General features: G+C 33.3%; 23 protein-coding genes and 2 pseudogenes. 6 read left to right on the forward strand and 19 right to left on the reverse strand.

Going from position 1 to position 21773, the window contains the following annotated elements; all coding sequences use genetic code 11:
• Positions 1-4: 4 nt before the first annotated feature.
• The 8 genes from essA to ACK1U5_RS08510 all read right to left on the reverse strand — a co-directional run bounded on the left by essA (position 5) and on the right by ACK1U5_RS08510 (position 7157).
• Positions 5-508, reverse strand: coding sequence for a type VII secretion protein EssA (gene essA / locus ACK1U5_RS08475; RefSeq protein ID WP_000595655.1), 504 nt, complete (start codon positions 506-508; stop codon positions 5-7).
• The gene (esaA, locus tag ACK1U5_RS08480) at positions 480-4010 is read right to left on the reverse strand and encodes a type VII secretion protein EsaA (RefSeq protein ID WP_061139415.1); all 3531 of its coding nucleotides are present in this window, start codon (positions 4008-4010) and stop codon (positions 480-482) included. Before esaA ends, essA begins: the two co-directional genes overlap by 29 nt.
• Positions 4011-4136: 126 nt before the next feature.
• A complete protein-coding gene (locus tag ACK1U5_RS08485) occupies positions 4137-4433 on the reverse strand; it encodes a WXG100 family type VII secretion target (RefSeq protein WP_000918601.1) in 297 nt (98 codons plus the stop codon).
• A 298-nt stretch (positions 4434-4731) separates the two neighbouring features.
• Positions 4732-5160, reverse strand: a complete 429-nt coding sequence (locus ACK1U5_RS08490) for a GNAT family N-acetyltransferase (RefSeq protein ID WP_000635649.1) — start codon at positions 5158-5160, stop codon at positions 4732-4734.
• 3 nt (positions 5161-5163) lie between these two features.
• The gene (locus ACK1U5_RS08495) at positions 5164-5529 is read right to left on the reverse strand and encodes a cupin (protein WP_030025429.1); all 366 of its coding nucleotides are present in this window, start codon (positions 5527-5529) and stop codon (positions 5164-5166) included.
• 12 nt (positions 5530-5541) lie between these two features.
• The gene (locus tag ACK1U5_RS08500) at positions 5542-6027 is read right to left on the reverse strand and encodes a GNAT family N-acetyltransferase (protein ID WP_000221048.1); all 486 of its coding nucleotides are present in this window, start codon (positions 6025-6027) and stop codon (positions 5542-5544) included.
• Positions 6024-6584, reverse strand: coding sequence for a 2'-5' RNA ligase family protein (locus ACK1U5_RS08505; RefSeq protein ID WP_000270892.1), 561 nt, complete (start codon positions 6582-6584; stop codon positions 6024-6026). Before ACK1U5_RS08505 ends, ACK1U5_RS08500 begins: the two co-directional genes overlap by 4 nt.
• 6 nt (positions 6585-6590) lie before the next feature.
• Positions 6591-7157: a GNAT family N-acetyltransferase gene (locus tag ACK1U5_RS08510; protein ID WP_001089593.1), complete on the reverse strand. Its 567-nt coding sequence runs from the start codon at positions 7155-7157 to the stop codon at positions 6591-6593.
• A 137-nt stretch (positions 7158-7294) separates the two neighbouring features.
• Here ACK1U5_RS08510 and ACK1U5_RS08515 point away from each other — a divergent pair, with 137 nt between their 5' ends.
• Positions 7295-7921: a DUF1648 domain-containing protein gene (locus tag ACK1U5_RS08515; RefSeq protein ID WP_030025424.1), complete on the forward strand. Its 627-nt coding sequence runs from the start codon at positions 7295-7297 to the stop codon at positions 7919-7921.
• Positions 7922-7941: 20 nt separating this feature from the next.
• On the opposite strand, the gene ACK1U5_RS08520 is transcribed toward ACK1U5_RS08515, so the two are convergent.
• Both ACK1U5_RS08520 and ACK1U5_RS08525 read right to left on the reverse strand, forming a co-directional pair.
• Entirely contained in the window at positions 7942-9069 is a 1128-nt protein-coding gene (locus tag ACK1U5_RS08520; protein ID WP_030025422.1) for a metallophosphoesterase, read from the reverse strand.
• Positions 9070-9242: 173 nt separating this feature from the next.
• Positions 9243-9665: a GNAT family N-acetyltransferase gene (locus ACK1U5_RS08525; RefSeq protein WP_001101112.1), complete on the reverse strand. Its 423-nt coding sequence runs from the start codon at positions 9663-9665 to the stop codon at positions 9243-9245.
• Between the two features lie 129 nt (positions 9666-9794).
• Between ACK1U5_RS08525 and pdxR the strand changes: the two genes are divergently transcribed.
• Positions 9795-11210: a MocR-like pyridoxine biosynthesis transcription factor PdxR gene (gene pdxR, locus ACK1U5_RS08530; protein WP_000348039.1), complete on the forward strand. Its 1416-nt coding sequence runs from the start codon at positions 9795-9797 to the stop codon at positions 11208-11210.
• Between the two features lie 88 nt (positions 11211-11298).
• Here pdxR and ACK1U5_RS08535 read toward each other — a convergent pair whose 3' ends face one another.
• On the reverse strand, positions 11299-12144 hold the full coding sequence (locus tag ACK1U5_RS08535; protein WP_000755125.1) for a YitT family protein: 846 nt from the start codon (positions 12142-12144) through the stop codon (positions 11299-11301).
• Positions 12145-12324: 180 nt separating this feature from the next.
• Positions 12325-13533, reverse strand: a complete 1209-nt coding sequence (locus tag ACK1U5_RS08540) for a macrolide family glycosyltransferase (RefSeq protein ID WP_069605248.1) — start codon at positions 13531-13533, stop codon at positions 12325-12327.
• A gap of 380 nt (positions 13534-13913) precedes the next feature.
• Between ACK1U5_RS08540 and ACK1U5_RS08545 the strand changes: the two are divergent.
• The 3 genes and pseudogenes from ACK1U5_RS08545 to ACK1U5_RS08555 all read left to right on the forward strand — a co-directional run.
• A pseudogene (locus ACK1U5_RS08545) lies at positions 13914-14072 on the forward strand (nitrate reductase); the annotation flags it as partial.
• Positions 14073-14095: 23 nt separating this feature from the next.
• A complete protein-coding gene (locus ACK1U5_RS08550) occupies positions 14096-14965 on the forward strand; it encodes a GNAT family N-acetyltransferase (protein ID WP_000354430.1) in 870 nt (289 codons plus the stop codon).
• Positions 14966-15228: pseudogene (locus ACK1U5_RS08555) on the forward strand (class I SAM-dependent methyltransferase); the annotation flags it as partial.
• Positions 15229-15250: 22 nt separating this feature from the next.
• Here ACK1U5_RS08555 and alr read toward each other — a convergent pair.
• Complete coding sequence (alr, locus tag ACK1U5_RS08560) at positions 15251-16426, reverse strand: alanine racemase (RefSeq protein WP_001987589.1); 1176 nt, start codon at positions 16424-16426, stop codon at positions 15251-15253.
• Between the two features lie 171 nt (positions 16427-16597).
• On the opposite strand from alr, the gene ACK1U5_RS08565 reads away from it, so the two are divergent.
• Positions 16598-17059 (forward strand): DinB family protein, encoded by a 462-nt coding sequence (locus ACK1U5_RS08565; protein ID WP_000498002.1) that lies wholly within the window; start codon positions 16598-16600, stop codon positions 17057-17059.
• A gap of 118 nt (positions 17060-17177) precedes the next feature.
• Here the strand turns inward: ACK1U5_RS08565 and ACK1U5_RS08570 are convergent, their stop codons facing one another.
• The 6 genes from ACK1U5_RS08570 to ACK1U5_RS08595 all read right to left on the reverse strand — a co-directional run bounded on the left by ACK1U5_RS08570 (position 17178) and on the right by ACK1U5_RS08595 (position 21663).
• A complete protein-coding gene (locus tag ACK1U5_RS08570) occupies positions 17178-17537 on the reverse strand; it encodes a hypothetical protein (protein ID WP_003284084.1) in 360 nt (119 codons plus the stop codon).
• Between the two features lie 39 nt (positions 17538-17576).
• Entirely contained in the window at positions 17577-18353 is a 777-nt protein-coding gene (locus ACK1U5_RS08575; protein ID WP_000278964.1) for a Cof-type HAD-IIB family hydrolase, read from the reverse strand.
• Between the two features lie 6 nt (positions 18354-18359).
• On the reverse strand, positions 18360-18950 hold the full coding sequence (locus ACK1U5_RS08580) for a histidine phosphatase family protein (protein ID WP_001166433.1): 591 nt from the start codon (positions 18948-18950) through the stop codon (positions 18360-18362).
• A gap of 89 nt (positions 18951-19039) precedes the next feature.
• Positions 19040-20248: a stage II sporulation protein P gene (gene spoIIP / locus ACK1U5_RS08585; RefSeq protein ID WP_002098533.1), complete on the reverse strand. Its 1209-nt coding sequence runs from the start codon at positions 20246-20248 to the stop codon at positions 19040-19042.
• 15 nt (positions 20249-20263) lie between these two features.
• Entirely contained in the window at positions 20264-21232 is a 969-nt protein-coding gene (locus ACK1U5_RS08590) for an SPFH domain-containing protein (RefSeq protein ID WP_000226253.1), read from the reverse strand.
• Between the two features lie 2 nt (positions 21233-21234).
• On the reverse strand, positions 21235-21663 hold the full coding sequence (locus ACK1U5_RS08595; protein ID WP_000741974.1) for an NfeD family protein: 429 nt from the start codon (positions 21661-21663) through the stop codon (positions 21235-21237).
• Positions 21664-21773: the final 110 nt, after the last annotated feature.

Genomic DNA, 21773 nt, shown 5'->3' on the forward strand with positions numbered 1-21773 from the left:
CGCTTTACCTCCAACTTTTACGAAGAACCGTATAAATACCGATGCAAATAAGTAGAATGCCGCCGCCAAATAATAATATTATTGTTATACTAATTGGCTCTTCATTCATTGTTTCATTACTCGCTACTTCATCTGCACTTTTTCTGACAATGTATTCACTGCTAAACAAACTATTTTTCGTATCTTTAACACTATTATTCTCTTTTGGTTTTGTAAAAAGAGAATCTCGCAAAGCTTCCATATCTTTTTGTTCTTTCTTTTTCTTTTTCTCAATTTCTTCTTCTATATCTTTGTTAAATAACTCAATCGATGCTTTATCTAATTCTGTTTCCTTATGTTCCTTTTTATTTTTTTCTTGGTCGCTTTCTTCAAGTCGATCCACTTTAAACTTAATCTTCCCATCATCACCAAGATAACTGTCAGCCGCGCTCCTTATCGGTAGCGCGACAAACAGTAAAAGGATAGAGAGAAATGATAACTTAGCCACTATGCTCCATTGTTTGATCATTTACTTCTTTTTCCTCCCATTTCTTATGCCATACAAATAGATTACTAACCAATCCAATAATGGCAATTACAAACAATACGACAAAAATAACTTTCCCAGTATCTTTACCACTAATAAAATCATTTAGAAAACTTTCTATATACTGAAGCGGTGAGAATTGACGTATCTTTCCGACAGACGACATTTGATCTACTTTACTTCCAACTGCCTCAGTTAAAAATAGGTACATGCTTAAAAATACTAATAGTATAAACATTCCTACCATTTTTATTTGTCGTAATAAGTAGGTTGAGACCAATACAAACGCCATCATAATAAATGTGATGAACGCAATCCATAGTAAACTTTGATCCTGACCGAACTTTAAAAGACGCCCAGAAATGATACCTATACTAATCCCTTCCACAATTGATATACCGAAAGCTACTACTGTAGTTGGTACATTCATATCAATTAATGAGAATTTCTCTTCAAAATGATCTGATTGCATTCGTTTCTTTTCTTGATTCGCAATTGCGTATGCTGTAAATAATGCAACAATGAAACAAGTTAATACAATTAAGTATGGTGTAAAAGCATTTCCTGCTACAATTACTCCATCATTTTGCTTTTGAACTGGACTAGCTAAAAAGTCATATAGCATCTCATTTTGACGATCTCCAATACGGCTATTCGCTAAAATTTTCGTAAAGTTTTTGGAGAATGATTTATCATCTTCCATTTTCTTCGTAAAGTCATTTAATAATAGATCAGCTTTTGAAACAATTGTCGTTCCGCTGTCTTGAATTTCTTTTGCTTGTCCATTAATTTGATCAAATGTTTTATATACATCGTCTGAAGTTGCTAAACTATGCTTCGAACTTTCGACCAATGACTGACTTTGCATCATTAATGATTTAATACCAGAATCTAACGATAAAATAGCTGTTTGCTCACCAGCATGATTTGTTGTTAATACTTGCTGCTCTTCAACTAGCTTTAAGCTATTCTCACGCCATTTCGCTAAACCTTTTAAATACTCTCCTAAATTTTCATTCATACTAGTTGCTTGTTGCGTCGTTCCATTTAATTTCTCCGCTAGTAGCATAGAATTTTGATCCGCACTAGTAATAGATTGTTGATAAGAGTTTATTTTTTGTTTTAAACCTGACATATCTTGCTTTATTTCTGTAGTAATACTTGATGAAACAAGATTTGAAATTAAATCAATTAAACTTTGTTTATTTAATACGTAGTACAAAGATTGATCCGTCGCAATTGCATCTAAACTTCCCTCTTCTAACTTAGGACCTACATCTTTCGTTCTTAAATCAATCCCATAATACATTTCGTAAAGGCTCATTAAACCTTGATAACTTTCGACTGTATCTACTGCTTCTTTTATTAATACACTAGATATATTTTTTGTTAATACTTCTGCTTTTTGATGTACTACTTGATTCGTTGTACTTTCAGTAACTTTACCGTTATCTGTTCCCGTTTCGCCTCCTGGATTTCCTCCGGTCCCGTTGTCTGTTCCCGTTCCGCCTCCTGGGTTTCCTCCGGTTCCGTTGTCTGTTCCCGTTCCGCCTCCTGGATTTCCTCCGGTTCCGTTGTCTGTTCCCGTTCCGCCTCCTGGGTTTCCTCCGGTTCCGTTGTCTGTTCCCGTTCCGCCTCCTGGGTTTCCTCCGGTTCCGTTGTCTGTTCCCGTTCCGCCTCCTGGGTTTCCTCCAGTTCCGTTATCTTTCCCTGTTGTGTTTTCCATTTTTTTAATAATAGGGTTTTTAGCACTGTGTACTAACGGCATTATGCCATACTGTGATTTATGAACCACATTTTCCACCTTGCTATTTTCCGTTTGTGTTCCTTTATCTTCTTTGTTAGGTTTTTCTTTTTCAGGACTAGTTTCTTTTTTATGAGTCCCACTCAATTCCCACTGCCACATTACAGGAGAGAAAACATCTATATTGATGTTTGGATCTTTTAACTTCACATTCAGATTAATTTTTATATCCCCTTCATTACGAGGAGGTATAGTGATTTCTCCGTTTTTCTCCAGAAACATACTTGTGTAATCCACATCATCAATCTTCAAAGCTTCTGTACTTCCATATAGTTCAAACTCTTCCGGAATACTTATCTTCAAAATTTGCGGAGATTCCATTTTAATTACTTTCGCAGTATCACTAAATGTAATTCCCTCTGTATAAAGTCTATCCTTTACTTCTTTAATAGCGTTTCCTAAAGATATTTTATTTACAGGATCATAATAAAAATTATTTTCTTTATTATATTTTTTTGTAAATTGAATTACATTTTGCAGTTGTAATTTCGTTGTATCTGGCAAATCACTTTGACCGATTTCTTCCATGTTTAAACTAGGTAATTTCGCAATTAAATTCTCGATTTGTTTCTTTATTCGAGCATCTGGTTGTTTCATTAATGTATTTATGAAGATTTCTTGCTTTCCATCATTCGACATAGATTGCTTTAACTTCTTAATTACCGTCTCTTGAATATCACTTTCTAACTTTCCTGCAAGTTCTGTATCATATTCAGATACTTGTTTTTTTACATCTGCTAAATATTTTTGAATCGCTGCAGCATCAGTTAAAATATTCGGTTCTTTCTCTGAAAACGTAAATTGATTTGAAATAATTTTATTAGCGGATTCCAATGCACTTAATTGCTTTAAAGCATCGCCTGTATTCATATCATTCATATATTGATTGAATTGATTTGTGAAATTATTCGCTAACAAATTGTTATCAGTTTGCATTTTTTGAAAGTTATTAAAACCATCTAAGTACGTACTGTTAGATTTATTCCCTTCATCTAACGCTTGACCGAAACCTTTTAAAACATCCTGAAATCCTTTGAAACTATTAACAGAAACACCTGTATAATCTTGTACTGTTTTAAATTGATTTGTGTAATTTGCTAACGGACTATGTATATCTTTTTTATACATAGTTGTTTGAACGTTTCCTTTTTCAATTATTTTACCTATATTATCTTGTGCACCTTGTAGCTTACCGATAATACTCGCAAAATAAACGTCGATTATTTGCTTATTGAAATCTTCTAAAATAACAGAAGCTGTATTTTCTGCCTCAGCTTTCAAATCCTTATTCCCAGTTGCATTTACTTTGTAGTTTAACGTTAATTTCTCTGGAATCTCTGAATCAATCGCAACTGCCTTCCTAGAAAAATCATTTGGAATAACAATCATCATATTGTAATTATTATTTTTCAATCCATTTTCCGCTACCCCGCGGCTAACTACGTACCATTCTTGTTTCGTATTTTTATTTACATTTTTAACAAATTGATCTCCAAACGCTATTTTATTGCCCTCAAATACAGTGCCCTGATCTTCATTTACCAACGCAACTGTCATTTTTGGTGTAGTATTCTCATTAGCTTTCTTAACATTTTGATTTAATGCTAAATAGGAGACCCCTGTTGATAGTACAAGAGCTAAAATAATAAACAACAAGATGCTCCATTTGAACTTTTTCACTACTTATCACTCCTGCGACTGCGAGTCTATCTAATGAAAGACTTCGTATCTTACTCTAGTTTTAAAGTAATTTAGCCATACAACGTATGGTTGCATGGCTAAATTATATATTTCTTTTTATCTGTCTTATTGTAGACCGAAATTACGAGAAAGATCTTCGTCATGTCTAGCAACAGCTTCTGCAGTTTTATTAAGCTGCATATTAATTTCTTGTAATAGCTGTGCGAAGTTTTGTACTTTTGGCTTTAATTGATTGAACTGTTGGTCAAAACCTTCGAAAGCACGACCTTCCCATTCTCCTCTTAATTCATTTTGTAAGTTTTGTAGTTGACGTAAAATGTCCTCAATTTGATTTGCACCTTGTCCATATCGAGTCGCTTTCGATTTAAGCTCCTCTGGTGACATACGAATTTGTCCTGCCATTATTAAATCCCCCTTAAAATTAAAAAATAGTAAAATTAACCAATAATCAATTCTACAAATTGATTATATCAATAATTTAAAAATTTCTAAACAAAAAAATGATATTTTTCCAAAATTTCTCTTTTACTATAATAACGATATATTGTATAATACTAATTTATTTGTTTTTTAAGCACACTCTATAAATCTACTATAAAATAAAGGCAAACCATCTATTTTATACTTATTCGCTTTAAATTCCAGCGATAAAGTAGCCACTAAATCATTATTTTCTCTTCTCTCATTCAGACTATTCTACTCACTTCAAAGTCATAATTACCTGCCTTTCAACAAACCCAAACTCTTCGTACATCTCTTTTGCAAAATTCCCAGCAAATACATTCAACCGAATTTCTGAATACTTCTCCTTTAATTCCTTAATACCAGCTTCCATCAGTTCTCGCGATAATCCTCTCCCGCGATATTCTGGGAAAACGTACAATTCATATATAAATCCAAGTTTTTCACGAGAAAAATAGTCTGTATTTTCCCCTATTAATATCCATCCCATTACTTTATTTTTTTCTTTAATAATTAAATAGCATGCTCCTTTTTCTACAATCGGCTTTGTAATCTCAATTGCTTTCTCGGTACTTAATTGACAATTCCCTCTCGTCCCTTCAAAAAGCGATTGAGCCGAATATTTTAATATTTCATTGGTATCTTCTTGATTCGCCTTAACAATCATTTTTCACAACTCCCCTTGAATAATAGGCATTACTATCGCTTGTTCAAGATTCTCCGCTTCCATAACAATTGCTGTTAATCCGTGTTCTGTACTTGTTTCATGGAGCTCTCCCTTTTCCCAAAACACAGCTTGTCCCGCCTCTATATTTATCTTTTCTTTATTTACCCCACATACATATCCTGCTCCTTTCACAATAAGAAGCAGTTGAGATACAACTGCTTCATGATTACCGATGATTCCATTCTCGTGTAAATGCATAGCACCGATATGTATATTCCCTCGATGGTTTAATATTTTCGACATGATGAAATTAGGTTGAAATACTGATAGGTGCTTTCCTACTTTTTCACTAAAATCAAAAATTTTCATTACTAGTTCTCCTTATACGTATAAAACCATCCTTACTGTCTGCATCATATGTCCTTCAAAGTCTTCTTCAAATTGCTCTAATTCAGCAAAACCTTTCGCTTCATAAAAGCGTTTTCCTTTTTCATTTGCTGCTTCTACATGTATGTACAATTTCCGTATCCCATTTAATGCTTTAATTCCTTTTTGTAATAAAGCACTTCCGATCCCTTTTCCTTGCTGATCTGGTAACAAATAAATCGCACCTAATTCCGCTTCATTTTGTAGTCTAACAGGTGAAAAGTTCGCAAACCCTATTACTTCTCCTTCTTCTTCCGCAACGAATAAATGCGTATTTTTAAGACGATATTTCATTTTTTCATCAGAATATGCCTCGTCTAAAAAACTGTCTTGAATTTCTCTTGGAATAATGCCTTCATATGTATCATGCCAAGCTATTTTTGCTACTGATTGTACAGCATGAATATCTTCTTGCTTCATTTCTCTAATTATATATGTCATCTCGATGTCTCCATTCTCTTTAAATTATATTCTGCTAATATACTAGAAGAAATGGCAGAACCATTTTCATAATTCACCTTAATTAATTTTAATTTCTCAATTGAAGCTGTTACAAAATCAAATTTCTCATAAATATATTCCATTACACTTAAAAACTGCTTTGTATGTAATCTATTTGCAATTGTACAATGCGGTACCCATTTTCCCGGTACGTAATATGAATTTGGGTTGTCATGAAAAGTTTTAAAATAATCATGATAAGAATGATGAAGTTTTAACAATTCATTGGTAACAGTCGGCGCTAGAAAGACCGTTCCATTAGTAGGAAAAATTCCAACAGAAGGAAAAGTTACTGCATCCATATTTTCTTGAATAGCTACAAACTCCCCTAGTTTCTCAGTATACAAATGAACATCTAACTCATTATAATCAGCTAACGTAATATGAGGTTCTACTCCAGCTAGTTGATTTGTTCCAATTACATTTGTTAATTCATTTTGCAGTTCTGTAATTTTATTAGTAAACACACGATCAAATGTAGCAATAATAGCGTACAATCTTTCTCACCCCTTCGTTACACATAGCGCTTCCCATTCTTCACGAATCATGCCCATTCGAATAGAATCATAGTATGTTCCGTTATAATAACGACACTTTCGCATTCTACCTTCTAAGCTCATTCCTATTTTCTCCGCTACTTTCATCATTCGTTCATTGCCAGACCAAGTCGTGATTCCTACTCTACCAATCTCCATTTTTTCAAATAGCAAATCTCTATATAATGTCAATGTTTCTGTACCGTATCCACCATTCCAGTATGTTGGGTCATAAATCACAAGCCCCATCTCTAACCAACGCGTCGGTTTGTATTCCCAATAAAACCCAACTGTCCCAATGATTTGACCGTTATTTTCTATAATTAAATTGGATAGCGGTTCTTCTTTTAAACGAGTTTGCATCTTTTCCTTATAGGATGAGTATTCTTGCATTGAAAACGGAAAATACGGTGCATCCCATTTTTTCCATTCTGGATTTTCTTCTTTAAACACGAGATTCCATAATGTTTTTATATCTGATTCTTCAATTGTACGAATTGTTACTTTATCCCCTTTTACTATTACGCTATTCATAATTTCCTCCTACACTCCTCTTTATTTCATAATATAATTATAATATTTTTTCTGAAAAATCAAAACAAATATCATTTATTATATTGTATAATTTTGTTATAAGGTACCAATTATTGATTTAGAAAGCTGGTGATTCAATGAATAAACGATTTAGTATTGCTTTATTTCTTACTATTATTATGACAAATATTATTCTCTATTTCTTCTTACCATTAAGTATTGTTACGAAATGGGACTTTAATGGAACGCCTACATCAACAATGGATAAAAGCACTTTTGTAATCGTAAATATAATTATATGTTCCTTCTTATTCTTTGTATTTTTAGCTTTATCTAAAGCAGCGAGTAACCAGAAATTTCTCCATTGGATCGGCAACACAATGTTACTATTCTTATTTTTTGTCGATATTGTCATCGCCCTCATCGCTCTTGGCTTTTCACTTCCTCTTGATCATTTCATATTTTTAGCATTAGGGCTTTTATTTATATTAATAGGTTATTTCAGTTCCAAAATTGATACGACTAAATCAACCGTTTCATTAGAATGGAATGATAAGTACCTTGAAAAAAGAGCTTCAAATATTAGTAGTATTTCAATGATGATAGCAGGTATTTTTTTAGCGATACTTCCTTTTATCGTTTCTGCTCCCTATAGAGGTTATGCTATACTAGCAATTCTTTTAGGAATGACGCTTATCATTCTGCCAAGTACGATTTATTTCCTTATTAAAGACAGCAAGCAATCTACTCCTTTAAAAAAATAGGAGGTTATATCCCTCCTATTTCAGCTTAATGTTTTATTTTTCACTTTTTCTATCTCAACTAAAATCCCTTTCTCTATCCAACCCTCTACGCCATCTTTTTTAATTAAATCATATCCTGAACAGCTATCATCAATGAGAGAAACGATATCTCCCTTCCTAACGCTTATTTGCGCACAAGAAATATCGGTTTTCACTGTATATTCACCTGACTTAAGTTGTTTCATATATTCATTTTTTACAGTGAGCACATTATTCGTTTCCTTTTGTTTACATACGGTGTAATCTTGCATCTTCTCGATAGGCTCTATGTAATAATACGGATATGTCACTCCGCCCTGCATTTCTGAATTCGCATTAAAATCCGCTATTACTTCGTACTCTGGAAAATAGTCTACATATGTATAAGAAAACGTATCGCCCGTTTGTTTCCTCTGAATAATAAATACGTTTAATTGCCCTGCTTCTTTAATTGCATTTCCTCCATCAATTGCAATAATTTTTTTCTCCTTATCAATAACTGGATTATTAGACGGTGCTTCTTCAGAATAGTTCACGACAGGCCAATGACCGACTATTACATACTTATTTGCTTTATGTGATTGATTGAAAAACTCCGGCATTGCTATCGCATTTTTGCGCTCAGTTTCTTTCCAATCTACTCTATCTTCTAGACCGGCATGCACAAAAATATAATCTTCTGTTTCAATCGCCGTTGGCAACTCTGTTAGCCAATATAGTTCTTGTGAAAATTCACTTAACAATGCTTCTTTCACTTCACGAATTGAAGTGCCCTCATGAACTGAAAAACCCAATTGCTCTAGCCATTCATTAAAAATTGAATGCTTCCTCGTACATAAATAATTAATAAGACCAGGATTTTCATTTAGAAGAGCATCAACTAAAACTTCACAATTCCCTTCAACAACGTGAACCTTTGAATTGTTCTTTACAAGATTCATAACGTAGTTTACTACGCCTAGGCTATCTCGTCCTTTCTCGCAAAGATCTCCATTAATAATTAAATAATCTTCATCTTTAAAGTTAACTTTATGTAGTGCTTCTTTTAAAAGATTTAATTCTCCATGAATATCAGATATGACGATAACTCTAGCATCATTAGGGATTGATAGTTTCTTTATTTTTTTCAAGTATAAGCGCTCCAATCATCCTCTTTATTAAATTAAAACAATTCGACAAAATACACTATATAACCTTTTCAAATACATATACCATAACTTACAACCTATTTACGGTTTAATAATAACTTAAAAAATAAGAAGAAGCTGTTCCCAACTTTTGCAGGACAGCTTCTTCTTATTTTTTATAATTCTTTATAAAAAGAATAACTCACCTTATCATACCCTTCTCTTTCATAAAAACGATGAGCATCAATTCTTGAAAATGCTGACGTGAGGACGATAGACTCACATCCGTTTTCCTTTCCCCAGTTCTCTATATACGAAAGTAATACTTTCCCATGTCCTTTTGAACGATGTGCTTCTGCTGTTACAAGGTCATATACGAAAACGTGTTTCTTATTATAAAAGTTCGTACAAATCGCTACACCTGCAAGGCTAACAACTTCATCATTCTCATTACGCAGCGAAAATAGTTTATAATTTTCTTCTTTCATATTTCGAAATAAAGAGCTTGTTTCCTCTTTTGAAAGTTTCATTCGTAATTGCTGTAAAACAGGTAATACTTCATGTAATTGCTCTTCTGTTACTACTTCTTTAACATTCATTTTTAACTCTCCTCTAACTATTTATTTAATTTTCTAAATGTTATATCATTATTATAGAAAGTAACTACCCTTCACTTAAGTGACAGTTTAAGTGTTTTTTATAAGGCCAGTTTTAAAGGAGAGTTTTATATGGATTTTACTATCCCATTGCAATTACAAAGTAACACACCTATTTACTTGCAAATTTACGAATATATAAAAGCTGAAATTATACAAGGGACTATTTCTGTCGGCACACGTCTACCCTCACACAGAAATTTAGCATCACAACTTAATATTAGCCGCATTACTGTTGAATCAGCTTATCAACAATTATTAGCTGAAGGTTATGTAGAAAGTAAACCGAAACGTGGTATTTTTGTAGCAAATTTCGATATTGACGTTATCCCAAATAAAAAGCGAAATGCAGCAAAGAAGACGAGCAATTTGATAGACGAAAAATTTGAATATGATTGTAGCCAAGGACTTATTGATCAAAATGCATTTCCGATTACAAATTGGAAACGAGCATTACAAGAATCCATACTTACATACGAAAATGCACTATTTGCCAAAGAAGACCCTCAAGGTGAATTCGCTCTTCGAGAGCATATATCAACATATTTATATCATTCTCGCGGTGTCCATTCTTCACCTGATCAAATTGTGATTGGCGCCGGAACGCAGCCACTTCTCTGGCTGCTACTTCAACTGCTTGGCCCTACAAAAGAATACGGCATTGAAAACCCTGGATTTCACCGTATACACGCAATCATTAAAAGCTGTGATAGACAAATTCATCCCATACCATTGGATGAAAAAGGGATTGATATTTCTAGTTTATACAATACAAATTCCAATGTCGCATACGTTACACCATCACACCAATTTCCGCTCGGGATTATTATGCCTTTATCTAGAAGATTAGAATTGTTAAAGTGGGCTAATAATTGCAGCGGATACATTATTGAAGATGACTATGACGGAGAGTTTCGCTACGCTGGTAAGCCGATTCCTTCTTTACAAAGTCTTGATTCAAATGAACGCGTTATTTATATGGGAACTTTCTCAAAATCTTTTTTACCTTCTTTACGAATGGGATATGTTGTTTTACCACCACACCTTTTAAAAACATATCAAGAACTGCATGGAATTTTCAAACAAACAGTCGCTACAATACAACAACTTGCTTTTGCTAACTTTATACAAAGCGGGAATTGGGAACGTCACCTTAATCGGAGTCGTACACTATATAAAAGAAAACATCATGCGTTAGTAAAATCCATTATGAAAGAAATGGGGGCTAATGTTCAAATTCTTGGCGAACAGTCCGGACTTCATATTGTTTTATGTGTCCATAACAGTATGAATGAAAATGAACTGATTGAATCCGCTAAAAAACAAAGCGTTAAATTATACCCACTTTCTCCATATGATTTCGTGAATGATTTACGTAAGGAATCATACGTATTACTCGGCTTTGGTAGTATTCCAGAAAATAAAATTGAAACGTTGGCTACATTATTAAAAGACGCTTGGTTTCCTAGTTGCAAGGAAACTTTTTAACAGTGGATTTAACTTGTAACATGTTAACAATTCAACAAAATAAAAAAGAAGGCTGTCCAAAATAACTTTTTGGACAGCCTTCTTCTAGTTATTCACCTGACCTAGCTTTCCTTCCCGGACGTTTCACACCAGTCGTTTCTGTTGAATAGGAAGCTTCGATTATAGCGGCTGGATCTACAGAGAGAACGAGATCTTTCATTTTCGGATAAATGAATCGGTTTGTAATGCAATAAATGATTCTCTTATGCTCCCCTAAAAAACCACCTTCTCCATGTAGATACGTAACAGATAGTTGTAATTCTTTCATAAGTAAATCGCCTATTTCTTTATTCTTACCAGAAATAATCATAACGCTCTTACCTTGATTAATACCATCTAATATAAAATCAATCATCTTCGTAACAATATAGAAAATTGCTAATGAGAACATCGCTTGTTCGATTGAAAATAAAATGGCAACAAAGATGAAAATAACTGCATTTACTGCAAGTAAAAATGTACTAATCGGTACATTAAAGTGTTTATTCATCCAAACTGCTAACATTTCCGAACCGTCAATTGCTCCACCCATTTTAACAACAATCCCAACACCAATTCCAAACAGTACTCCACCATAAAGTACAATTAATAACTCAGAAGTCGTAATTGCTGGAAAGGGTTTTAAATAAATTAATCCGAGTGTTGTAACTACATTCGCATAAGATGTACGGATAAAAAATTTCTTTCCCATTACTTTTGCAGTAAATAATAAAATTGGGATATTAATTCCTAAGAACACACCATAAAGCGGCAATCCTGCAACTTTATTTGCCATAATAGCAATAGCCGTTACCCCGCCATCTACTAATCCATTAGGTGCTAAAATAAGCTCTAATGAACCTGCTACTATAATTGAGCCAATTGTTAATAATACGTATTCAAATACTTTCTTCATTCATTACCCCCAAAACTTATATATTTTCTTAGTATTATTTTAACGTAATTTTACTACTAATTCAAAGGTATCGATTTATATACACAAAAGTTTCTCCTTTATCGCTATTTTTATGTAACACATGTAACGCGTAATACTAAAAACACACTTACAAATTAAAAGTAAGTGTGTTTTTAACATCTATTTAATCTTTACGTACGGCTTCATTTTTAATTTGAATATTTCCTCAACTGCCCTTTGATATCCACCGGCATTTCTAAGCGACTCTCCCACTTTACGACTATTCTCCTTAAACGTCACATCATCCATTACTTTCTTTACAGTCTCACGTAATAATTCAGAAGTTAACTCGTTGCGATTAAGTCTTATTCCTGCCCCTACTTCAGTCAATCGTTTTGCCACGAATGGCTGATCTCCTGTTACCGGAATTACAACTAATGGAACACCGTAATATAACGCTTCACTCGAACTATTCATACCACCATGTGTCACGAATACATCAGCATACTGTAAAACTTCTAATTGCGGGACATAATTATACAACTTAAAGTTTTTCGGGATATTTTCAAATTGACTTATATTTATCTTCTTACCAACGACTAATACGACTGTCGCATCAACATCTTTAAACGCTTCAAAACATTTTTCATACAAAGCAGGTTGTTCATTAAAAACTGTTCCCATAGAAATGAAAATCACTTTTTCATTTTTTAAATCTTCGGTAGGAAAACTCCCCACTTCTTTTCGAGTAGCAATTGATGGACCTACAAATTTATACGATTCATCAAATACCTCTGAACGTGGCTGATATTCTTTTGAAGTATATACAATCGTAATATCACCAGGATGGTTCATAATATCATACATACTATTACATTTCATTCCATACTGCTTATTCCATCTTTCCATTCCCGCTAAACAAGATTGATATAATGGATCCATTTCATCTACTTGTCTTGATTCTTGCTCATCATGAAAATTAATGTACTGATTAACAGCAAACGTTGTACAGGATGAAACGCTTGGTAATTGTAAAATATTCGCTATAATACGTCCTACTGGAAAATGATTATCATATATTAAATAATCATATTTTTCCTCTTTTGTTTCTTCTACAATTTGAGTAACAATACGCTCTGATGCTTCAATCATATGAGATAGCATCGTCAAAGGGCTCCCACCTTCATTTACTCGTTCCATAATATTAATTTGAGAGAGAAAATTCTCAAACACTCGGAATTCCGCACCTGTTGCTTCAACCTTCTTTCTATAATCTTCAATACAATAAGAAACAACTGTTTCCCCTCGCTGAATTAACTCACTTACAACAGCTAAAGTCGGATTAATATGACCTTCCCCAGGAAAATTTATTACGAGTACATTTGCCATAACATTCTCTCCTATCCAATTAATATAATAAAATTAACAATTAATTATATTAATTAATTTAAGTCTATTATAAATGAATGCATTCTACTTCTTCATGCTTTTCTCTTCATTTTATTATTGAGAAATATTTTCTATAGTCTACATTATTGTGATTCACAATCTTATAAATGAATGCTTAATTTTACTTTTACTCTTCATAGATTTAAAGATACGAGTCTTACATTCAAGTATTACCACCATTATTTTTAGACAATTCATACAAAAATAGAGAAATATAATATTTTTAATGAGTTTTCACTATAAATGTAAGTATGCTGTCTATCTTTTTATCTTTATCCTCATAACACATCATCTGTTATATAATGAATTTATAGAATTTACAGAAAAAAGTACATGCCTTTAAAAGTGGTTACGAAACAATTATGTCTATTCCTCAATTAGAAGAATATAGACAGCCTTATCGTTATTTATACCGACTGTTATCTGTGCAAGGTAATGTGGAATTAAAGAAATGGTTAAGTCACCCATCCTATTTTTAAATACAAATGAGAGGGAGTATACAATGGATATTCAGAAAAAGCGTTATGTAACAGAAAGTGAAATACAGCAAATGAAGGATTTGGCTTATATTTGTGGGCAACAAGACAATCTTGATTACTCTTCAGATTTACATATCAACTTTTTAAAAAATCGAAATGAAGATTATATAAACGATTTTCTTCTTTATAACGGTACTCAATTAATTGGCGCTTTAAATATGTATGATTTCGAAAGACCAACAAAGCTTGAACTAATAGGCTTTGTACATCCTCATTTTAGAAAACAACGTTTCGGAACTATCCTTTTACAAACTGCAATGAAAGAAATACAAAATAGAGAGACAGATGAAGCTCTTCTTATTATTAATGGGGATTCTATTTCTGGGAATGAATTTGTAAAACATATGAAGTTACCATATTTATATAGTGAATATAGTATGGAGTGCAAAACAAACGAAATTCAAAAAACAACAGATAATAATATACAGCTTACTCTTGCACCTTCAGAATCACTTCTTGATCTTATTAAAATTTCTAGTAAAGCTTTTGGTGATTCAGTAGAAAATACGACCACATGGTTACAAAAAATGATGAATTCATCTTCCCATCAAGTTTACAGTGCCCTTATTGCTGAAAAAGTGATAGGAACAATTACAGTTTCTAAACAAGAGCAATCTACTACACTATCAGGATTCGCCGTTCATCCTTCTTATCAAGGTAAAGGATACGGAAAAGATATTCTTTGTAATATAGTACATACTCTTATTACAGAAGGAGTTTCAACAATTGAGTTAGACGTCGAAACGAAAAATATCCACGCTTTAAAACTATATACACAATGTGGTTTTGAAATTAACACGAGGCATGACTATTATAATTTAATGAATTTTTAGGTGAATACATATGTTAAAAAAACAATTTATTTTAATTATGATATTTTAGCAGACATCTATAATAAACATTGGGGACATTTTGTTGAATACTCCTATCCAGCCTCGTTTTACAAGATGCTCTTCCCTACTCTCGTATATTAGATTTTTGTTGCGGGACTGGTCATCTCTGCCGGTGATAGTTTAATTTAGATGAACTAAAAAGTGTGTTTCGCAAAGTTTACTCCGTATTACATAACGAGGGTATATTCGCATTTGATATGAATAAAAAAACTGAATCGAAATGATTCAGTTTTTTCTTAATATATTTACAATTGCAGTTGTTTCGTCATTTTCTTTATAGACACGCGGAATTCTTCTATCTAGCATACATGTAACTTCATAGTTTATTGTGCCTAACATATCCGCTATTTCTTCTACTGCGATATTTTCTTCACCTTGTTTACCGTAGAATACTACTTCGTCTCCTACTTGTACTGGCATCGCTTTTGAAACATCCAACATTAACTGATCCATACAAACACGGCCAATAACAGGTACTCGAACCCCGTTAATTAACGCATAGCCTTTATTAGATAATTGACGATTATAACCATCAGCATAACCAATTGGTACAGTCGCAATCCATTCTTCACCAGTTGTTACATACGTATTCCCATAACTTACACCACGATTCTTCTTCGCATGTTTAATATGAGCTACTTTTGATTTTAACGACAACGCAGGCTGTAAAGAAACGACTGAATGATCCACTTCTTTTGATGGATACATACCGTACACTCCTATTCCAACGCGTACCATATTTTGAAATGTGTTACTTAATTCCATTGATCCCGCACTATTTGAACTATGAATATATGGTATTTGAATTCCTAATTCTTTCGCTGTATTAACAGCCTTTTCAAATAAACTTGTTTGCATATTCGTATATGATTTATCGATTTCATCTGCCGTAGAGTAATGCGTAAATATCCCTACTACCTCTACATACTCCATACGGTTTAATTCTTCTAAAAATGGTTTAACTTCTTCTTCTTGTAAACCGATACGACTCATTCCTGTATCAATTTTCACTTGAATTTGTACTTTCTTTTGAAGACGGTTTGCAATTTCATTTATACCATGTAAATCTTCTACTCTATAAACAGTCATCATAACGTCATATTGAATTACATCTTCTACAGCCGCTACTGGTGTGTATCCTAAAATTAAAATCGGCACAGTAATTCCTGCTTCTCTTAATTCTATTGCTTCATCTACAAATGCAACTGCAAGTTGATGTATCCCAGCTTCAATTGCAGCTTTGGCAACTTCAACTGCCCCATGGCCATACCCATTCGCTTTTACAGCAGCCATCATCTTAATTTCTTCATCATTTACATGTTTTTTAAATTCTTTTACATTATGTTTTACAGCATTTAAGTCAATTTCTACAATTGTATCTCTTCCATATTTCAAACTCATTGGTCTAACTCCTAACTCAATAATTGCATTCCATTCTATTTCACGTTTCATATGACCTTTTACAATATAATACTTTTCATTATGCTAGTCAAACTACTAGAATTTTCGGAATTTTGAGTATGATATAATATCCTCAAGAAACTATTATATACGGAGACGAGGAGAATTACAATGTTTGTTCAATCTGCATTGCATCAACTAAAAGTTGCTATTGATACTTCTATTTATATGCTTAACCAATATAGTGAAAACGATTTAAAAATACAACCGATTCACTCAAAACGATCATTATTTGAAATGTGTGCACATCTTTCTCTTATTTGTCATGCTGATTTACTCATTTTAAATGGTATTTCAGAAAAAGAATTACATACCTTTTATATAGAACATACACCCGTAACAGTTGCTCACATGCAACAAACGATGATTGAAGGATACAACCTTCTCTCTAAAACATTTCTTTCCTACTCCCAAATAGAATTAGCAGAAGTTATGACTGCCTATTGGGGGATTTCTTATTCGCGCTTTGAATGGTTACTTGAAATCGTTGCACACTTTTATCATCATCGTGGACAAATTCATATTTTATTATGCGAGCATATGAAAGATCCTCGCATTCCTTTATTTGAGTGATTTTCCACTCATTCATTAATTAGCTACAAAACCAATAAAAAGTATCATTCCTAATAAAATAAATGTTTGAGCATAACCTCCTATTTTCATAAGATAAATAGAAATGATAGGTCCTATACTAGTACCTAAAAATAAAATAAAAGTATATTCCCCTTGCTTTCCCTCCTAATTGACCTCCAAGAGAAACTAAAGACGGAACGGATATAGCAATACCTATTACAAAACAGACACTCATCATTACAAGTAGAGATAGATCCGAAACAAAGCCCATTGAACTTAGACTAAAAATAACAATCAACAATCCTCCTTGAAGAACTTTCCTTACTTCAAACCTCTTTGTTAAAAGACCTGCAAGTGGTGACAGCAACATACCAAACAGCCCTGCTAAGCGAAAATAAAGGATTTGTTCTGCAGTTAAATTGTAAGTAGGAGAGCTCAAATAATTCCCTAAAACAGTATACATATTAACAAAAGCCATTATTAAAACAGGATTTTTCACACTGACTAACTATTAGTTTTAAATAATTCGCAACTTCTTTAAGGCATAAGAAATTCCGCCTTCACTCGCCTTCGTTGTAACGAAATCAGCCCTTCTCTTCAACTCCTCTCCACCATTTCCCATCGCAACTCCTAATCCTACATACTGCAACATCTCAATATCATTTCCACCATCGCCAAAAGCAATGGCTTCTAATTTACTAATGTTTAAATGTTCCAATACTTTTTGAATTGCAGTTAGCTTCGATACTTTACTATCTTCCAATACATTTATAACGTAACCATGAAAACGCTCAAACGTAAGTGCTGGATATCTTTCAATGAATTTTTGAGCTTCTGTATCATCAGCATACAGACATATGCAATACATCTCATCTGATAAGTTTCTAACTTTGTCAGGATACCGCTCTAAATTTAAAGTTTCATTTAACGCTCGCATGACACGTTCATCTTTGGAAGCAATATTATTCATTGCAAATTCTTCTGTAAAGTAAGAAACACTGTGACCATGTAATTCAGCAAAATTTGAAATATCATGAACGATTTCGCTTGAAAGTACTGATTTATGTATAACTTCTTTCCCACATTTTATATGTGCACCATTTGCTGAAATAAACGTATTTATACCTAGTTCCTTAAATTGTGAGCATAAACTATACGGTCTTCCAGTTGTAACAACTACGTGAATTCCTTTATCTATTAACCTTCGTATCGCTTCTTTTGTACTTTCGTGCATGCTTCTATCAATCTCACTTAATAACGTACCGTCAACATCGAAAAATACAACTTTGTACATAAGTCTTTACATCCCGTCCAAATGATTCGTATCATTAATGAAATGCACCGTTTTTTGTTCACCCTCAATTTCAATTAAACTTATTCCCGTATCTCCCATTTTGAAATAGTAGTCCATTGAAATTGGCATTTTGAAAAATGCACGTAATAGACTATTAATTACGCCTCCATGGGCAACAATTGCAATTCGATCATATGTATTCTCTATCATAATTTTAGAAAAGATTCCTTCTATTCTCATTCGAAACTCAATAAATGATTCTCCGTTTTCAAAACGGTCATGAAGAAACTTTGGCTCTGGATATTTCTTTGCTTCTTCAAATGATAAGCCTGCTTGCACTCCATTATTAAACTCCATTAATTCCTCTTCTAATTGAATTGGACAACCAATTGCTTCTGCTAATATTTCACCCGTTTCACGAGCGCGTTTTAATGTGCTTGCCCAAATGAAATCTGGCGCAAAATCTTTTTTCACTTTCTGTACAAGTCTTTGTACTTGTTGTCTCCCTTTGTCAGTTAACTCAAAATCAGCTCGACCTTCATGCACATGTAAAATATCAGCTTCTGATTCTCCGTGGCGTATTAGTAGTATTTGCATGTTTCTCTCTCCCTTTATTTAACATTCATAAAATTCCATTATATCACATTTTAAGATTCCAAAATAAAAAAGGAACGGTCTCCCGTCCCTCATCCATTCACTTTTTCCGCATCATTCCAATAATATTTACTAAACGCTTCTGTTAACACATCAATTGTGTTATATAATTCATCTAACGTATTATCAACACCACCAACTTCAATTAACATCGCATTTTTCGATAAATCTTGATTATAAACGCCATTTCCATCTTTTTTATACTTGGGAAAAATCCCTCTACTTAATCCGTAGTAGTTTTCATCTAAATAACTATTGATCGCTCTTGCAATTTTTTCATTTTCAGCACGGCCTTCATTTTCCATCCCAATTATAAAATATAATCTTGCATACGATTTTCCGTTAATTACTTTTGTTGTTACTTTCTTACGCTGATCGTCACGGTGTATATCAATTGGAAACGCAATTTTATTATTTTGTGCTAATGCTTCTTTTACATATTCATGAGACGCTTTATATGATTGCGGCCATTTCCATTTTTTACTCGCTAATAAATCACCCATATTCGTTTTATCGTGAACTACCGGAATTCCTTGTCCTTCAAGTTGCTCTTTCATACGTTTCCCTAGTAAGGACACATTTACATCTGGACTTGATGGATCCGTAGCCCCTGGTAATAATGGAAAGAAGGATTCCCAGCTATGTGTATGATAAATATATACTGCACTTTCACCTTTTTTCGCTCCGTTCTTTTTCTGAACCGGATTATTCTTTTCCGCTTCTGTAACTTTATCTTTTGCTACTTCCCGTTCTTTCGTTACTTCTTCAATCGGTACACTAGATTCATTTGGGATATTCGTCAAGTTTGTCCCTTCCCCAGCTACGATAATATTAGAATAATACTTTGACATACCAGGTACTTCTTTACCGACGAATGTTCTTAAATCTTTAATTTTCAAATCTGTCGCAATAGAGAACATTAAATTTCCAACTGACTCTCTTTTATTCTTCTTAAAATAATCAAATCCGTAATAGCGATTCTCACTTTCTATCATTTGAACAAAACCTTGCATCGATACTTTTCCAAACCATTGATTTGCATAATTCGATTTCATTGTATGTAAAAATGACGTCAAAATCGACGCTATCATAATTACTATTAGCGCATATAAAAGGAGTAACGAAATCAGTTTCTTCCCATGTATTCGAGTTGCATACTTTTTCACTGCATCACCTTCTTTATACATGGATATGTACAAGCTTTTCGGAATATACGCAAAAAAAGAGAAATGGTATCCCATTTCTCTTCCTCACTTTTATTGTTCTTTTCCTGTATCATTTGAAGGTAGTTTCTTCACTTGTTTTTCTTTAAATATTTCTCCAATTGCCCCAAGAGTACCAAGTGTTTCAATTGCATTAGACGGAATAAAGACTTTATTTGCTGGTCCTTTTGCAACTTCAGCTAATGATTCAAATGATTTGTAAGCAAGTATACGCTCATCCAAATTCGCTTCACGAAGCAATTCAATACGATTTTGTTCTGCTTTTGCGATTTCTTCAATTGCCCTTGCTTCCCCTTGCGCTTCTAATTCTTTTGCTTCTTTTATACCTTCAGCTTCGCGAATACGCGCTTCTTTATCCCCTTCAGCCATCAAGATTTTACTTTGCTTTTCCCCTTCAGCACGAAGGACTTTATCTTGTTTTGCTGCTTCAGCTTCTAAAATAATCGCACGTTTATTACGCTCAGCCTTCATTTGTTTTTCCATTGATGCTTGCACATCTTTTGGCGGGTTAATATCAACAACTTCGACACGTTCAATACGTACGCCCCATTTTTCTGTTGCTTCATCAAGCGCTAAGCGGATTTCTGTTGAAATTTTTTCACGACCAGATAACGTTTCATCCAGTTCCATTTTACCGATAATTTGACGCATCGTTGCTGAAGTAATATTACGAACACCATATTCATAGTTTGAAATACCATATGTCGCAAGTTCTGGTTCAACAATTTGATAGAAAATAATAGTATCAATTTCTACTTGAACATTATCTTTCGTAATTACCTTTTGCGGTGGTACATTCGTTTGTTGAATACGTAAGTCATGATATACACGAACACGATCTACAATTGGTATTAAAATATTTAACCCTGGGTGCATGATACGTTGAAACTTACCAAATCTTTCAACAACCCCAACTTTTTGCTGAGGAATAATTTTAATTGTTAATGCGATAAATGTAACTACAATTAGTGCGAATATAATCGTTAACGTTAATGCTACCATATTTATTCACTCTCCTTTTTCACTTGTAATATAGTACTATGCCTCTTTATAACAACGACTTTTTCTCCAGCATCAATTGAAGAATCTGCAATAGCTGTCCAAGTATCTCCATCCACTTTCACAATACCATTCGCTTCATTTGTAATCGCTTGCATAACAATCCCTTTTTTACCAACAAGCATATCTACTGTATCAGTAAAACCTTTTGCTTCTCGAAAGTTTTTTGAAATTCTTTTCGTAAAGAATGTCAAAGTTAAACTTACAATTGCACCAACAGTAACTTGTAACAGTAGTGCATCAGGAGCAAACAAAGCAATAAGACCTCCGACAACAGCTCCAATTCCAAGCCAAAGCATGTAAAATGTAATCGACAACATTTCTGCGATAAATAAAATACCAGCTATTATAAACCAAATTACCCAAGCAGCCATATGCAACCCTCACTTTCTTTCTCATTTTCTATATGTATATGAAGAAAAGAATGGTTTATCCGCCCTTTCTTACACTTGGGCGTTTGCTACAAGCTATTGTACATACTCAC

The sequence above is a fragment of the Bacillus sp. XB1 genome (assembly GCF_053557995.1).

Excerpts from the sequence above, each read along its gene's own strand:
- ACK1U5_RS08580 (WP_001166433.1), bottom strand. The coding sequence starts at position 18,950 with ATGCAAATACTACTAATACGCCACGGAGAATCAGAAGCTGATATTTTA.
- ACK1U5_RS08590 (WP_000226253.1), bottom strand. The coding sequence starts at position 21,232 with ATGGTAGCATTAACGTTAACGATTATATTCGCACTAATTGTAGTTACA.
- ACK1U5_RS08535 (WP_000755125.1), bottom strand. The coding sequence starts at position 12,144 with ATGAAGAAAGTATTTGAATACGTATTATTAACAATTGGCTCAATTATA.
- ACK1U5_RS08485 (WP_000918601.1), bottom strand. The coding sequence starts at position 4,433 with ATGGCAGGACAAATTCGTATGTCACCAGAGGAGCTTAAATCGAAAGCG.
- ACK1U5_RS08540 (WP_069605248.1), bottom strand. The coding sequence starts at position 13,533 with ATGGCAAATGTACTCGTAATAAATTTTCCTGGGGAAGGTCATATTAAT.
- ACK1U5_RS08515 (WP_030025424.1), top strand. The coding sequence starts at position 7,295 with ATGAATAAACGATTTAGTATTGCTTTATTTCTTACTATTATTATGACA.
- alr (WP_001987589.1), bottom strand. The coding sequence starts at position 16,426 with ATGAGTTTGAAATATGGAAGAGATACAATTGTAGAAATTGACTTAAAT.
- ACK1U5_RS08575 (WP_000278964.1), bottom strand. The coding sequence starts at position 18,353 with ATGTACAAAGTTGTATTTTTCGATGTTGACGGTACGTTATTAAGTGAG.
- ACK1U5_RS08595 (WP_000741974.1), bottom strand. The coding sequence starts at position 21,663 with ATGGCTGCTTGGGTAATTTGGTTTATAATAGCTGGTATTTTATTTATC.
- ACK1U5_RS08490 (WP_000635649.1), bottom strand. The coding sequence starts at position 5,160 with ATGATTGTTAAGGCGAATCAAGAAGATACCAATGAAATATTAAAATAT.
- ACK1U5_RS08525 (WP_001101112.1), bottom strand. The coding sequence starts at position 9,665 with ATGAATGTTAAAGAAGTAGTAACAGAAGAGCAATTACATGAAGTATTA.
- essA (WP_000595655.1), bottom strand. The coding sequence starts at position 508 with ATGATCAAACAATGGAGCATAGTGGCTAAGTTATCATTTCTCTCTATC.
- ACK1U5_RS08500 (WP_000221048.1), bottom strand. The coding sequence starts at position 6,027 with ATGACATATATAATTAGAGAAATGAAGCAAGAAGATATTCATGCTGTA.
- ACK1U5_RS08570 (WP_003284084.1), bottom strand. The coding sequence starts at position 17,537 with ATGGCTTTTGTTAATATGTATACTGTTTTAGGGAATTATTTGAGCTCT.
- spoIIP (WP_002098533.1), bottom strand. The coding sequence starts at position 20,248 with ATGGGATACCATTTCTCTTTTTTTGCGTATATTCCGAAAAGCTTGTAC.
- ACK1U5_RS08565 (WP_000498002.1), top strand. The coding sequence starts at position 16,598 with ATGTTTGTTCAATCTGCATTGCATCAACTAAAAGTTGCTATTGATACT.
- ACK1U5_RS08495 (WP_030025429.1), bottom strand. The coding sequence starts at position 5,529 with ATGAAAATTTTTGATTTTAGTGAAAAAGTAGGAAAGCACCTATCAGTA.
- ACK1U5_RS08550 (WP_000354430.1), top strand. The coding sequence starts at position 14,096 with ATGGATATTCAGAAAAAGCGTTATGTAACAGAAAGTGAAATACAGCAA.
- pdxR (WP_000348039.1), top strand. The coding sequence starts at position 9,795 with ATGGATTTTACTATCCCATTGCAATTACAAAGTAACACACCTATTTAC.
- ACK1U5_RS08510 (WP_001089593.1), bottom strand. The coding sequence starts at position 7,157 with ATGAATAGCGTAATAGTAAAAGGGGATAAAGTAACAATTCGTACAATT.